Genomic DNA, 13124 nt, shown 5'->3' on the forward strand with positions numbered 1-13124 from the left:
CGCTCGCCGCTGCCGCCCTTCGCGTCGCTCGCGACCGACCATTCCGGGCGGTCTGCCTGCAGTAGCGGGCGGACTGCCGGGCTAAAATGAATCTGGTCTCGACGCCAGCGGGTAAGCGCGAGGGGTTGCGCGGCGTGGCTGCTCACCCCCCACGCTTACTCCGCTGGCCGCTCGCTCCGGGCGGGTCGGCGCGCGGTGCTGGTTGGGGTCGCCGCGCTCGGGCGCGCTCTCGCTCGCGCCCGGTAGGGCGCTCGCGAAGGCGCGAGCGAGAGCGCGCAGTCGGTGCTATCGGACGTCGACATCGTCGGAAGACCGCGATGTTTGGGGCATCGCGGTGGCGGCGCGCGAGCGCCTTCGGAGCACTGAGACTCCAATGTCCAGTAACAGCTCGAGTCGCAAGGTCGTTACGGTCGATGAACAGGCATTCGAACGAACCGAAGACGCCGGCGTCGATGAGGACGGCTTCGAGGTCGTTGACGATCAGCCGGAGTTCCGGGCGACGGTCCAGCAGGAGAAGCAAGCGAAGGTGGATTCCAACCACCCAGACGGCATCGTCCAGGACTTCTCGCACCTGCCCCTCGCGCAGGAAGAGAAGATTCGCGCCCGGGAAGCCGAACTGGAACACATCAGCGCCCAGGCGGAACTCGGCACCCAAGATGGGCGGGCGAAGCGAACTCGCGAGGTCGTCACCGAACGGCGGCAGCGCAAGCGGGAGGAACGCACCCCCGAGCGGACGGATCCGCGCGAGCGCCTCTCCCGGATGGAGCTGGCGAAGGTAAACCAGGAAGCAGACCGGATGGCACAGCGGCTTCGCACCGGTCACAGTCGAGCAGCCGTTTCGCGGGCACTCGCAAAGCGGGTCGCCAAGGGGCAGGACATCACCAGAGCAGTGTTCGACACGATGGACGCGCTCAAGGCGGCCCCCGGCGCCATCTGCCCGATCGAGGACGTCCCGGACGTGCAGACGGATGAGGTGAGCATCGAAGGAGAAGTCATCCAGCTCTGGGATGCTTCCAGTCCGAAGATCGCTCAAGTGGGCCTGATCACGGATGATACCGAGAAAATCAAGTTCACCTCGTGGCGCAAGTCAGAGCCGGCCTACGTCCAAGAAGGTGACACCGTCCGGATGCGGGCGGTCAAGAAGAACTGGTACGAGGGGCGGTGCTCACTCGCCGTGACCTACGACAGTATGATCGTCTTCCCAGAGCGCGACCGTCGCTGGTGGGAAGAGTAGGGGGCTGAGCGCCCTCTTTTTTGTGTGTGCCGGACCGACCCAAGCCCCGCCGCCCCACCCACCGCTCCGTGCTCGCTCCCTGCGGTCGCTGCGCGCGCAGCCACAACCTCGGGTACGGATCCAACTTTTTATTGGTAAAAATGTCAGAGGAGATGGCCTCGAAGCGATCCAGAATCTCGCTACGGTGTCTTACCAGACGTAGCTATTTCTGATGTTTCGGATGGAGAGAAATCTCACTCTGAAGTACCAACAGCTGACAAGATGACTATAACGAGATCCCTATTTGTAGTATCGAGGAAGACATTTTCCTATACTCTGCCCCCTCCAGATTGGTTTAATCGTTTCTCCCTCAGCCGTAGTCACATATAGTAGAAATATTGTGCGCTAGCTTCTTTGGGGTCGGCGTATTCTTCAGAAAGCACATCACTGACCTTCCGTGAAACTTTGAGCGTCACAGGCACCTTCACAGCGAAATCAGATGTATTCCAGTCCAGCTTTGTAAGAAACAGAATCTCTTTGCAAATCTTTTCACTGTTGCTTTGGCACTGCTTGTCAGGACGGATCTCTATCGGCTCGGGAATATTGCTTCCCTCATAGGTCGCCATTTCAGGAGTGTAACCGGTGGTATAGAGGAAATGCCGGTCTTCAGCCGGGATGCTGAACAGAGTTCCTCGAAGCGGCGGGAACTTACCGTCGGGAAAAAGCCGAATACCGGTGTTCCGAGTCTTGATGTGGATGAAATCCTTCAACCCGACGTCGCCTGCACCCTCCATGAATCCGCTTCTTTCATCTTCCCAGTACGGCGAAGTCTTGTGCAATACAATCCGTTCTGGCTTCCGTCCCCGGTTCCGCTTCTTGTAGTATTCAACAATCCGTTCAACAACCTGCTTCGCACCTTCCTCAGACAAATGAGGCTGGCCGTTCCTATCCTCTTTTAAATCCTCCATCGGCTCGCTCTGAATGATATTATAATCCTTCCTTGCGAAGACGTGAGCCAGAGCTGCCCGCACCTCGTTTTCGTCATCGTCGCCACGGGCCTTGTAGAACGAAATACCAGCGTAGCAAGCACCTTCTTCCAAATGCTTAGTCTTCCACGGATGACCGCGCTGGGATTTGTACAGCATACCGACCGTCAAGTTCCATGCTCGAGATGCCCGTTGTTGCTCTGAACTAATTTCAAGAGTAGAGGGCTTGATAAGCTGGGTTGGGATATCGTTCTCCATTCCGATAAGCTTGATCCGGTTACGGAGGTCACTGCCATCAGCACTGACATTGGCGTGATCCTGATCATCCGGCGTACACTCATCCATCACTTTCGACGGGATACAGATAACGAGAACATCAGGCTCAGGATCGTCGTCAGATAAGAAGCTGATATCTTCTTCTAGATCATCCAGAAACTGCTCCATCTTACCGCGGACAGTATTCTTTGCCTCCAGACTCATAAACACGTCTTCGCCGAGAGGTGCTTTCCACCGATCATGAAGTCGTATAGAGATATTAAGCGGAGAGTCCGGATTGGCACCAGGATATGGGATTTTCCACGGACTGATACTTATTCCATCTTCATCGTCCTCCTCGCCGCCTGTAGTCTCCTCTATATCAGGATGAATGATACCCTCCATCCGGGTGAAGAGATCATTTAACAACCGGATGGAGTCTCTGTCTCCGATGATACCCACATTGATTGTGTGATGACCGGCGTTCTTGAGACGTGGGCCGTATCTGAACAAGCCGCGCTTAGGAGACGTTGAGGATCCCTCCGAGAACTGGATTTCTGGCTCCTCAAATCGTGTAACACGGAACTCCTGGTTACTCATCGTTCACCCTCCTGAACTATCATATTGTACCAGTCGCGGCCTCCCTCCGATCCAGACTCCTTCTTGAGCTTTTCCTCAATCAGTTTATCGCGCTCTGCGGGCGTTTCCGGCGGTCGAACACCGGATATAGTAAGGTTCTGAACGCGCTCCCACCGAATCTCTCTAAGCGGCTTGGGCTGCTGCATCCGAAGCAACGACTGCTGCGGGTTCAATATATCCTCCCAGATATCCACAGTCTGCATTTTGCGTTGATTCTGCGGGTATGCTGAAGGTGAGAAATCAGCTGAAAGCTGCTTCTTCCGCTCGCCAGACACCGGTATCCGCCCATCTCTAGTAAACTCCTGGCGAGGACTGAACGCGTAGTAGTACACACCATCGAACTGTTTCACGTGGATGCTGATAGTGCGGTGACGTATCTCAGGATGTTCGTCCAGTTCTTGGGTAATCCACTTGTTGTCGTGTTCAAGATCGGTTTCACCGTGTATCTTGTAAACCCGGACATCGCCTCGTTTCCGGGTTACATACGCGTTGTTTTCGATCGCTGCAATAGTAAGCAAACCTCGAAGCAACGCTTTCGCGGTATCAACCTGGGACGGGTCAGCGTCTTTGTTTGCCCACGAACGGAAATCCAGCTTGTCTACCTCGCTGGTTTTGCAGAAGTCTAGGGTATCGTCCGTTAATTCGTCGGGCGACAGCAGTGAGTACACGAATCCGTCGTGATAGTCGACCGGATTGTTCTTGTTGTCCCGATGTCGGTAGAAGGACTTAGTATCGGTTCCTTCCACCGCTGGGATTCGATACAAGGTCTCCGGCAAAGAGGTTATACGCAGAAGATTTGATGTTAAATCACCAGACTCCGGCTCCGCTTCGTAGGCTTTGAGATACGGTTCGTAGTCTCCTTCATCAGACGCTTGTTCCCGATGAGCGATCTGAATTAAATCACCGGGTTCGTAGCCAGCCCAGACCACCGTGTTCTGTGCGAATTGTGCGAACATAGAAGGACCATGTCTCTTCAAAAAGTCAGCCAATTCGCCGTCGGCCTCGTCGCGCATTTTCGAGTAAAACGACTCAATGGCATCCTCTTTGATATGGTAGAACAGATCCTTCCACAGAGACTCATTCGAAACGTTAGAGACGAAGATGTGGAACTTGTAGTCCTGATACGCACCGCCCTCCCACTGCCGAAACCGTTCAGCAAAGCCTTCCTTGTAATCGTTCGGACTGAACTTGGAATCCTCACTACGGTACTTGGCTTCAGCAACGACGGACGCCTTATTACCTAGTTTCGGGTCGAAGATGAGGTCTTCTTCCTCTCCTGTGTTTTCCGCTCGGCTCCGCCGTTCGAACCCTCGAGAGTTCATAAATTCCTCGACGGCATCGGCGTAGTCCGTTCCTATTTGAGGGAGGGCTTCCCGCTTCTTAGAACGGTAAGGCACGTATCAACGTATTTTCTCTTGCTATAAATCAGTTCCCGCGCATCGACTCAATGTTTCAAAAATCCACCCCGAAAACTCATATTCTCGGAGTTGGAATAGAGTCGACATGTCAAACCCGGCTTTAGACGCCGTGGTGAACTTGATCCGGGAGGAAAACAAGTACGACGACCTCCCGGCCAAGGCCGTGAACAAGCTTCTCTACCTGATTCACAAGGAAGCCAACCGTCGCGAACTAGATATTACTGTGCCCTATTTCTGGTATATGTTCGGAGCTGTTGCGTCAGATGCAGCTGACAGCTCAGGACCCGGACCAGAAGTCCAACCATCCATTGACGACCACACTGACGACATCGAAAAGCTTCGAACTGTCGTCGCAGACGTCCTTGACATGTACTACGAAAACTCGCTGGAGTACATTACCGACCTGAACTACCAAGATGCACCGTATAGCGTGCAGCCAAAATGGAGAAAACTGGATAAGCAGTTGGCAACACGCCACGAAGACTACAACGATTTCCTCGAAGAGAACCCCCGTATCGAAGATATCCGCGAATCAATCGGCGCCGTCTACGATGCTTTCCCGGTCAGCCGCCACCCCAGTCACCAGTCAGATCTTCTCGACTGGTACTCGATAATGACGAGGGAGATCCACATGCCGGAACTCAATATTGACCGGATGATGAACGCGAATCTCTCCTTCTGGCGTACTTTTTCGCTCACCATAGCAGAGAACCACCGCCATGAAATGACTAAGGAAGACGTCTTAGAGGCTCTCGATATCGAGTCATTCGATGCTGCACGTGAAACCAGCCGAAACGATCTCCGCCGAATCGAAGAGGAAGCACTGGAAGCGAGATTTGACGAAAAAACCGCTTCAAATGTTGAGCTTGAAGCTGCGGACGCACTGGCCGAGACAGCATTAGCTAACCGACTTACTGGGACGGAATGACCAAACACTATTTTCTGGACTCGAGCGCACTGCTTGGTCTTACCTTCTTTAGCGATCGCTGGTTCCAAGAAGCATATCCCTTGTACAACGATCGACGAAAAGTCCACATATCAGAGCTTGTTCTCCGTGAATACTGTAACTACGAGAAAAATTCGGACGAGGTCAAAGCACCCGAAGATGCATCCCAAATAGACCCAGATTGGAAAACAGAGGCAGGAAAGTTCGGAGACCTCAAAGACGATCTAAAGGAACCGTTATCAGAGTATACCCGCCAAATCCGCCGATTGGATCGCTCTGGCATGGTTCTAGAAGACGCCATCGAGACCTTCATTGACCATTTCGAGATCCGAGAGGAGGCTGAACCACAAATCCGAGCCTATTTTGAAGACAAGTTTGAGGAGCGGGTTGTCAACGCTCACTACGTCAACAGGTACTCGCAGGAACTTATTGACCGAGTTCTGTATACTGCGAAGAAAAACCGGGCAAGGCTGGCGCAGGAAGTTACGGTTCACGAGTCCCGGTATGATGCTGCGGATGGAATCAAAACGAAATGGGATGAATTACCAGATGCATCTGTCCATGATCCTGATCTGTCGATTTTGGTTGATGCTACGGTAGTTGCGAATAGGCGGAAAATCGATTACTTCGTTTCAGGTGATTCGGACCATTTAGCTGTCCAAGAGATCGGAAATGACTATTTTGATCTTTCTATTATCTCTATTTCTGACACGTTCCATCCCACGTCTGGTCTTCCTCAGGCAAAGAAACAGAAGTCCCCTCAAAAGGAGACCAGCTGATCAACCGAGGTGAAAGGCGATCTTGTTGTATCTAAAAAGAGGTGTGTATTTCTAATTAAACGTATGAAACCTAAGTGATAGACAAGAGAGTGAGTGTCACAGGGTGATTGGGAATGATAGCCGCCGAGATTGCGTTTCAGACGGCCCTAACGGGGTTTAAGAATACAACTGGGCGGTGAGAGAGCTGGGAATTCTAATCTGAGACGATCTATCGTCAGTTGTACTACTGATAATTTCTATTGACCCCACGATGGGTGAGGGGCTCGCTGTACTGGCGAGTTCCTGAATACGGTGAGAACAATGGCAACGAGAGATATCTACGAAACTGGCTTCGACGAAGATGTCCAAACGGAGTCGAGCGCGAACCAGTGTCCCGAGTGTGACGGACGCGTCACTACGAACGTCCAGGAAACAGTTTGCGAGGACTGTGGACTCGTAATCGATGAACAACGTATCGATCACGGACCCGAGTGGCGAGCGTACGATGCGGACGAGCGCGAGCGAACAGGCGCACCGCTGACTGCGGCCCGCCACGATCGAGGCCTCTCGACAGAGATCGGGCACGGAGCCGATGCACACGGGAACGAGCTCTCAGGGCAGAAGCGCCGGCGGCTGGCCCGGATGCGGCGTGAGCAGACCCGTGGTCGCTGGCGATCCAAAGCAGAACGGAATCTCGCACACGGGTTGGGCGAGGTGCGCCGGCTGGCAAGTGCGCTCGAGCTTTCCGAGTCGATTCGTGACCAGGCGTGCCAGCTCTTCCGGAGCGCTCAGAGCGAGGATCTGCTTCGTGGCAGATCCATCGAAGCCATCGGCGCAGCGAGTATCTACGGCACCTGCCGATGTAATCAACACCCGCTCCTCCTCGAGGATGTCGTCGACGCCGCCAGAGTCGAGTCCACTCGTGTCACCAACGCCTACCGAACATTGAATCGTGAATTAGAGCTCCCAGCACCACCAATGCGCCCGACGTCGTTCGTTCCGCGGCTGATCACGGAGCTGGAGTTAGGCCACGACATTCGCCGACGCGCGAACGAACTCGCAGAACGCGCCGAGGGGACAGCCCTCACGAACGGCTGTCAGCCATCGGGCGTCGCGGCCGCCTGCGTCTATCTGGCCGCTCAAGAACAGGGCGCGTTGATTACCCAATCCACCGTCGCGTCGGCAGCAGAGGTGTCAGTCGTGACGCTCCGAAGCCGGCGAGACGAACTCCAAGCGATCTGAGACGCCTCCAGTAGAGGAATACCTACATACAGGCAGAGAGTCTACCAGGGGGTATGGATCTGGAAGAGACTGTCGAGTATCTGTCGACAGAACTCGATATCGAGCGGAGTGAGCACGTTCGCGAGGTCGGTCGAGCGGTCGCTGAGCTCCGTGACTGACTCCGTCGCAGGCAACCGGATTTATTTCGTCGTCGACGAATCCGTCCCCGCGTTTTCTCACCCTTGAGTTTAAATACCAAACCGGGGGAAACGCGGACCGAATCGATGACTGACCACAACTCAGACCGAGAGGCGTTCCAACCTGTCGGGGAAGGCGCTCTGGTGCCGGACCCAGCGCTGGATCAGCCAGCAGACGGCCAGCCAACCCGCCAGCGTGAAGCCTCGCATTCGGGCGGATATCCGGACGGAACAACCGACACAGACCGAGCCTGTGTCTCCTGTGGCGCATCGATCCCGGCGTCGCAACGAAAATGCCGGTTCTGTCTCGAACACGAACTCGACGCCGCCTCAGCGTCGGATGCTGCGAGTTCCGAGCAATCACTCCGTGGTGTGATCCACTTCCTCGTCGAATCCAGGACGTTCTATGGTGCTGTCGCGAAAGGGGCAGCTGCAGCGACACTTCTCACGTCAGGTCACGACGAGCCCATTAACGACTGTACGCTCATCTACGATCTCGACGAGGAGCCCGCACCCCAGCTAACCGAGCGCTGGCCTACGCTCCCCGCTGCTGCCGAGGTGACCGTAGCGGCCGGTGAGGCGTTGCTAACGGCGACCCGTGAGCGGACAGCGTGGGACGAGACGAGCGATCGTTCTCAGACGGAGATTCCACGCGTCTATGATGAGCGTGGCCAGGGAATCCGTGCTGAGTCGTCACTCGAGCACACGCTCGCCGACGGCGACCAGCTGTGGATCGTCCCAGCAATCGCTGTTGAAACAGTACCCCACGAAACGGAATCCACCAGTACCGGAGCTGAAATTCCGACCGTGACAGCCCTCGAGTGCCAGCACTGTACGAGAGAAACAGAACATCGGTTCAGGACACGCGAGTCGCTCTCTGACGAGACCTGGACGGGCCAACCAATCTGGGAGTGCCAGGTGTGCGCCACGGGTCGCTACGGACCTGCTCCCAAATAGGGCAGGAGGAATCTCGCCGATTAACCAACAGTCGCCAATAGAGATGGCTTTTGTTGGTTAATACGGTGAGTACCCGCAAGTCCGACGGCAGTCACGGCGGGCGTTCATCAGGCTGAGTTCGCAGCGGCTTGCCTCCACAAATCGCGGCGGGAACAGGGGTAGTGGGTAACGCACCGTGACATCGACCAGTCCGGAACGTCACGCCGACCACGACACGGACGTATCACCAGACGCTCGATGAACTCGCTGTCTAGACGGGCCAGGTAGGGAGCGAGGGCGCTCCATTCTTCCAGTGAATCGCATCTAGCGCGGCCGGGAACTGCTGTAGTCGGTCATCGAGGATGGTGAGTGGGTGCGCATCGAGAAACGTCGCCTCGTGCCGATCAACCGGCGTGTCTTCGTGATTGAGTTGGATGTGGCAGGGTCCAAGGTCTGGATGGTCGGCATCCTGGTGGAAGCCGAGCATCAGATTTCGGTCCGGTTCGACCCAGTTGATGCGGTAGTATTCGTGGTCGACGCCGGCGGGGTACCAGAAGCGAATCTCCAGTCGTGCTGTCGCCGCGTCGTAAGAGTCACTCAGGAACGTCATCGGATCGACATCCGCGATGACGTAGCGGGGTCGGCGTCGAGACGGACGATAGCGGACCTCTTCACACCCCGGCTGGTTCGTCAATCGGTCGTGAACGTCGCGGAGGAGTGTCCGCTGTGTATAGCGGTCGCGACCGGCAAGAAAGATCATTCTATGAGAGATGAGGATTAGCTCGTGGCGCGGTCAGCAACGTCGATCATCTGTTCGCGGGCAGCTTCGACGTCGGAGTAGAGTTCCAGTGCGTGCTTGATGAGGCGGCGATCCTCCTCGTTCTCACGCCAGAACGCGATGACGTCGCGGCGCTCACGGAGCTCCGCACTTGCGAGGTCGCCGTCGGCGAGCGACTGTTCGAGCTCCTCCCACGTCTCGACGTCGTAGGTCGCCTGCCACTCCTCGATCTCCTCGGTAATCGCAGCCAATTCGCTCCGCAGCTCCTCGCGGGTGTTTTCCTCGATGAGCGTGCGGATCTCCTCGAAGAGCAGTCGCGTGTAGTCCGGCTGGTAGCGCGTGGTCTCGCCGGCCTCGACGCGACGCAACTGGCCCTGGTCGACGAGATCCTGCAGTTCCTCGTTGGTCGTGCTCCAGGCGGCGTCGGCCTGCTCGCTGATCCAGTTAACTGAGCGGGGTTCGCGAAGTGACTCGGCAACCGCCCGAATACGGTCGCGGGCGCTCATCGACTCAGTCCACGATTGGACCCCATCTCGCGGGGATTCGGTCATGGTTGGCACCTCTTGAGACAGTGTTCGCGCCCTACTCTCATATATGTTTGTGATGTCTCGCATAATCAAGAGTGTCTTGCGAGTGAAGCCGTCCGGACGTTGAAATTCGATACCGACAGAAGTTGTGAATCAACCGATGTACGACCGACATTCTGACTTTGTAGAACTACGGCCGACCGGCGAGGCATCCCACAGCCCGGACACAATGTTGGACGACGGGTGTGAGAGTGACCTCCTGGCGGCAACGCGTCGCGACGAGCACTGGTGGCGACTCTGATGCGACGACGACAGTCATTTGGAGTGTCTATCCGCGCCGGCGAGTGGTGAGGCGCTACCGATGAATCAGCAAGTCGAACAGGGCTACCGGATGCATCGTGTACTCAGCAATCTCAGCCGCCTCGACGTCGAGCGGTTGGACGACGCGGATCGAGAGCGAGTCGAGACTGCAAGAGACCTCCTGGAAGAAGTGAGCCTACTCACGGGACCAGAGGACGGGAGCGGACCAGACGCCCCAACAGACGACTGATCGTCATCGCCGTCGACGCCAGGGGCACTTCCAGTGTCGGTTTATCCCCCCCAAGAGGGGTGCGGGGCTTCCCGCGAGTCCAGACATGGCGACACTACAAGCTGCGACGACGTCAACCGGCGCGATCGTATCGGATCCACAGGCTGTCCGCGAACTCTGTGAGAGCTACTGCTTCGGGACGCTCGACTGGGAGGTCACCGACAAGGGCGAACTCACCATCTGGGGGTACGATGACTTCGAAGTGTACGAGGCGCGGGAGAACGGCCTCCCGGACTACGAGGGCGGCATCGTGACCCACGAATTCTTGCGAGAACTCGCCGACCACCTCGAAGCCGACGAGAAACTCGATATCCAGACGGCGGGGTTCACGAAGTGCCGCTTCCCCGTGCTGGCCAAGCGGTACGTCGTTCGCGACGGCGAAGTCCTCTACGCGGATCTCAGTTCCCCCGAACCGATCGAGGAGTAGCGTTGTTCATCCCCCGGGAAGGGTGCGGGGCGATCCAGTCGCGGTCGCCCCGTGAGGTGATTACTCGATGGGTCACCGCGCACTTGTTGCGTACGAACGGACAGACGGACAGTACACGCTCCACTACAGCCATTGGGGCGCAGCAAACCTCAAGCTCAAGCACAGAATTTCGGCTGAATCGCCGTTCGGTGGCGAAGACACCGAATCCAAGTGGGCGAAACAGCTGCTGGCGGAACTGGCCGATGGCCTCGAGGCAGATGCGGTCGACGGCTACCTCGCTGACGAGGATCGACCGTCGACGGTCGTCGAGCCGAAGCCCCGCGCCACCGGGCTCACCCTCGACGAGATCATCGCTGACCATCTCGACTACCTCCACCACGAGGCATTCTACGTGGTGTCACCGACCTTCGAGGTGACCGCCTACCGGACGCTGTGGTTCGGCCTGCAGTACGATTCAGAGACAATCGACAACGGTGAGACGGTCGGGAACGGGGCGCTCGCGACCGTTCGGTGGCACGACGGCGAGCCGGTCGGCGACGGCCATCTGAAGGGGCAGTTCCGGGCGCTGAAGGACGTCGTCGGCGATATGGTCGACAAGGGGGTGTTCACCCAGTCGACTGCTCGCCAGTACCTCAAGCAGAAACTCGGCGAGTGGGTCGGGGAGCGCCGGGAGTTGCGCATCCCGAGCGGTGAAGCACCGTCTCCGGACGCGACACTCAGCCGCTCGTAGACCGATCTGCGTCGAAGCAGATGGTGGTTTTCTGGGGCAGAAAGGACTGAGCCCCACCGTAGGCTCGTGATTGGATGCCCGAGAAACCAGACGACGACCCATTCCACGATTGCGAACTAGGTCCCGACGCAGTCCTCGGGACGCGCACCTTCCACGATGTCCTGTTCACCGACGATACCGAGACACCGGTGAACGTGCTCACCGGCGAGACGCCCGCACATTCGCAGGCCACCGTCGAGGAAGCGAAGGCGTTCGCCGCGAGTATCGACACGGGCACACCACAAATCGCGCTCCCGGCCTCTGTCGAGACGCAGGTCGAAACCCAGAGCAAGCCCTACACCTCGGCTGCGTTCTTCCACTTCAAGGCGACCGGGTCGCTCGAACTGCACCGTGCCTACCACGCCGCCTACGACTCCGACGCGTTCAGCGTCGACTTCGAGGCCGACTACGAGTCGGGCGACCTGACGATCACCGTCGAGCGGACAGGCGATTCCTGAACGCGATCTCGCGAAGCAAGTTTTTCGAGCGCCGGCGATGGGTGCCGGCGCACCGAGCAGGCAGAGTCGAGCCCGGTGAGTCGGCGCTCCGAGGTGATCAAAGATGCATATGGTCATCTACGCGTTGGTCGAGGCACCGACACAGCACGACGCCCTGGTCGAAGGGAAAGCAGTCTTCGACCGTCTCGTCGGGGCGAACCCCCACGGCTGCGCCGTGTTTGACTACTACTGCACCTTCGACGAAGAAGATACGACGGTCGCCGGGAAGGCTCGCTGGGGAGACCTACCGACGGCAGCACCCATCAATTCAGACGAGGGCGGTGAACTGCTTGACCGAGCCTGGAACGCCACAAAGGAAGAGTTCCAGCGGAATCTCGACCGCGTGAAAGAGGCGCTCGACGAGCTCAGCGACGAGGAGATTATGCGTGATGAAGATCTCGCCCGACACGCGTTCCATCAGGTCGGCGCCTACGAGGGACCATCAGTCCCGATGTACGACCAGCACGCGATGGGGATTCGCCATCGCGATCAGCTCGATCGTGTCCTCGAGGAAGAGGAAGAGGAAGACAGCCAGACACTCTGGATTGTCCCCGCAGACGTCCACTTCTAACCGACGATGCCACGAATCACCAACTGGTCACGAGAGAGTCGCTCACCAACCCTCGCGTATCGGAACACCGAGACCGGAGCACGCGCCGTCCTACACCGGGCGCCGGACTCATACCGGTACAAGTGGCGCGGGGCGATCCTCGTCGACAGCTACCCGATCTGGTCGCGAGGCTTCGAGACGAAGGAGGCGACAACGTTCCGGGATGCGCTTCGGGAGCGGCCAGCGCCCGAACTGAACTGTCCGGAGTGTCCAAACGACGACGTCCTCGTCGGTGAGAAGACAGCTGATGGAGCGAAGGTACAGCGCTGGTACGACTGTCCGGACTGTGGGTACGAAGCCCCCTCGCGCATCGTCTACGGCCCTGAACGCTGAGAACGTACACACGCAGGGTGTTTTT

At 57.4% G+C, this 13124-nt stretch carries 15 protein-coding genes and 1 pseudogene; 12 read left to right on the forward strand and 4 right to left on the reverse strand.

Features of this window, described 5'->3' with window-relative positions; all coding sequences use genetic code 11:
- Positions 1–373 precede the first annotated feature (373 nt).
- On the forward strand, positions 374–1234 hold the full coding sequence (locus ACV7GQ_RS17750) for a DNA-binding protein (protein WP_470313252.1): 861 nt from the start codon (positions 374–376) through the stop codon (positions 1232–1234).
- Positions 1235–1593: 359 nt separating this feature from the next.
- On the opposite strand, the gene ACV7GQ_RS17755 is transcribed toward ACV7GQ_RS17750, so the two are convergent.
- Positions 1594–3054, reverse strand: coding sequence for an argonaute/piwi family protein (locus tag ACV7GQ_RS17755; protein ID WP_470313253.1), 1461 nt, complete (start codon positions 3052–3054; stop codon positions 1594–1596).
- Entirely contained in the window at positions 3051–4490 is a 1440-nt protein-coding gene (locus ACV7GQ_RS17760; protein WP_470313254.1) for a hypothetical protein, read from the reverse strand. The genes ACV7GQ_RS17755 and ACV7GQ_RS17760 overlap by 4 nt, the downstream gene beginning before the upstream one ends.
- 106 nt (positions 4491–4596) lie before the next feature.
- On the opposite strand from ACV7GQ_RS17760, the gene ACV7GQ_RS17765 reads away from it, so the two are divergent.
- The 4 genes from ACV7GQ_RS17765 to ACV7GQ_RS17780 all read left to right on the forward strand — a co-directional run bounded on the left by ACV7GQ_RS17765 (position 4597) and on the right by ACV7GQ_RS17780 (position 8590).
- Positions 4597–5439, forward strand: coding sequence for a hypothetical protein (locus ACV7GQ_RS17765; protein ID WP_470313255.1), 843 nt, complete (start codon positions 4597–4599; stop codon positions 5437–5439).
- Positions 5436–6236: a hypothetical protein gene (locus tag ACV7GQ_RS17770; RefSeq protein WP_470313256.1), complete on the forward strand. Its 801-nt coding sequence runs from the start codon at positions 5436–5438 to the stop codon at positions 6234–6236. Before ACV7GQ_RS17765 ends, ACV7GQ_RS17770 begins: the two co-directional genes overlap by 4 nt.
- Positions 6237–6536: 300 nt before the next feature.
- Positions 6537–7457, forward strand: a complete 921-nt coding sequence (locus tag ACV7GQ_RS17775; protein ID WP_470313257.1) for a transcription initiation factor IIB — start codon at positions 6537–6539, stop codon at positions 7455–7457.
- Between the two features lie 263 nt (positions 7458–7720).
- Positions 7721–8590 (forward strand): biosurfactant protein 1, encoded by an 870-nt coding sequence (locus tag ACV7GQ_RS17780; RefSeq protein ID WP_470313258.1) that lies wholly within the window; start codon positions 7721–7723, stop codon positions 8588–8590.
- Positions 8591–8840: 250 nt separating this feature from the next.
- Here ACV7GQ_RS17780 and ACV7GQ_RS17785 read toward each other — a convergent pair whose 3' ends face one another.
- Entirely contained in the window at positions 8841–9329 is a 489-nt protein-coding gene (locus ACV7GQ_RS17785) for a hypothetical protein (protein WP_470313259.1), read from the reverse strand.
- A 17-nt stretch (positions 9330–9346) separates the two neighbouring features.
- A complete protein-coding gene (locus ACV7GQ_RS17790) occupies positions 9347–9898 on the reverse strand; it encodes a DUF7342 family protein (protein ID WP_470313260.1) in 552 nt (183 codons plus the stop codon).
- A gap of 136 nt (positions 9899–10034) precedes the next feature.
- Between ACV7GQ_RS17790 and ACV7GQ_RS17795 the strand changes: the two are divergent.
- The 7 genes and pseudogenes from ACV7GQ_RS17795 to ACV7GQ_RS17825 all read left to right on the forward strand — a co-directional run.
- A pseudogene (locus ACV7GQ_RS17795) lies at positions 10035–10185 on the forward strand (biosurfactant protein 1); the annotation flags it as partial.
- Between the two features lie 50 nt (positions 10186–10235).
- Positions 10236–10424, forward strand: a complete 189-nt coding sequence (locus tag ACV7GQ_RS17800) for a DUF8012 family protein (RefSeq protein ID WP_470313261.1) — start codon at positions 10236–10238, stop codon at positions 10422–10424.
- Between the two features lie 85 nt (positions 10425–10509).
- Entirely contained in the window at positions 10510–10890 is a 381-nt protein-coding gene (locus ACV7GQ_RS17805; protein ID WP_470313262.1) for a hypothetical protein, read from the forward strand.
- Positions 10891–10957: 67 nt separating this feature from the next.
- Positions 10958–11620, forward strand: coding sequence for a DUF6735 family protein (locus ACV7GQ_RS17810; RefSeq protein ID WP_470313263.1), 663 nt, complete (start codon positions 10958–10960; stop codon positions 11618–11620).
- A 74-nt stretch (positions 11621–11694) separates the two neighbouring features.
- Positions 11695–12117, forward strand: a complete 423-nt coding sequence (locus tag ACV7GQ_RS17815) for a DUF8025 family protein (RefSeq protein ID WP_470313264.1) — start codon at positions 11695–11697, stop codon at positions 12115–12117.
- Positions 12118–12220: 103 nt separating this feature from the next.
- Positions 12221–12727 carry a DUF7995 family protein gene (locus ACV7GQ_RS17820; protein WP_470313265.1) on the forward strand — a complete coding sequence of 169 codons (507 nt, stop codon included), beginning with the start codon at positions 12221–12223 and terminating at the stop codon, positions 12725–12727.
- Between the two features lie 6 nt (positions 12728–12733).
- Positions 12734–13099 carry a DUF7568 family protein gene (locus ACV7GQ_RS17825; protein ID WP_470313266.1) on the forward strand — a complete coding sequence of 122 codons (366 nt, stop codon included), beginning with the start codon at positions 12734–12736 and terminating at the stop codon, positions 13097–13099.
- Positions 13100–13124 lie beyond the last annotated feature (25 nt).

The sequence above is a fragment of the Haloarcula sp. MBLA0163 genome, from assembly GCF_055632435.1.

Bases quoted from the DNA above. Each gene is read 5' to 3' on its own strand.
- ACV7GQ_RS17805 (WP_470313262.1), top strand. From the start codon at position 10,510: ATGGCGACACTACAAGCTGCGACGACGTCAACCGGCGCGATCGTATCG.
- ACV7GQ_RS17785 (WP_470313259.1), bottom strand. From the start codon at position 9,329: ATGATCTTTCTTGCCGGTCGCGACCGCTATACACAGCGGACACTCCTC.
- ACV7GQ_RS17755 (WP_470313253.1), bottom strand. From the start codon at position 3,054: ATGAGTAACCAGGAGTTCCGTGTTACACGATTTGAGGAGCCAGAAATC.
- ACV7GQ_RS17765 (WP_470313255.1), top strand. From the start codon at position 4,597: ATGTCAAACCCGGCTTTAGACGCCGTGGTGAACTTGATCCGGGAGGAA.
- ACV7GQ_RS17750 (WP_470313252.1), top strand. From the start codon at position 374: ATGTCCAGTAACAGCTCGAGTCGCAAGGTCGTTACGGTCGATGAACAG.
- ACV7GQ_RS17820 (WP_470313265.1), top strand. From the start codon at position 12,221: ATGCATATGGTCATCTACGCGTTGGTCGAGGCACCGACACAGCACGAC.
- ACV7GQ_RS17825 (WP_470313266.1), top strand. From the start codon at position 12,734: ATGCCACGAATCACCAACTGGTCACGAGAGAGTCGCTCACCAACCCTC.
- ACV7GQ_RS17810 (WP_470313263.1), top strand. From the start codon at position 10,958: ATGGGTCACCGCGCACTTGTTGCGTACGAACGGACAGACGGACAGTAC.
- ACV7GQ_RS17780 (WP_470313258.1), top strand. From the start codon at position 7,721: ATGACTGACCACAACTCAGACCGAGAGGCGTTCCAACCTGTCGGGGAA.
- ACV7GQ_RS17770 (WP_470313256.1), top strand. From the start codon at position 5,436: ATGACCAAACACTATTTTCTGGACTCGAGCGCACTGCTTGGTCTTACC.
- ACV7GQ_RS17800 (WP_470313261.1), top strand. From the start codon at position 10,236: ATGAATCAGCAAGTCGAACAGGGCTACCGGATGCATCGTGTACTCAGC.
- ACV7GQ_RS17790 (WP_470313260.1), bottom strand. From the start codon at position 9,898: ATGACCGAATCCCCGCGAGATGGGGTCCAATCGTGGACTGAGTCGATG.
- ACV7GQ_RS17815 (WP_470313264.1), top strand. From the start codon at position 11,695: ATGCCCGAGAAACCAGACGACGACCCATTCCACGATTGCGAACTAGGT.
- ACV7GQ_RS17775 (WP_470313257.1), top strand. From the start codon at position 6,537: ATGGCAACGAGAGATATCTACGAAACTGGCTTCGACGAAGATGTCCAA.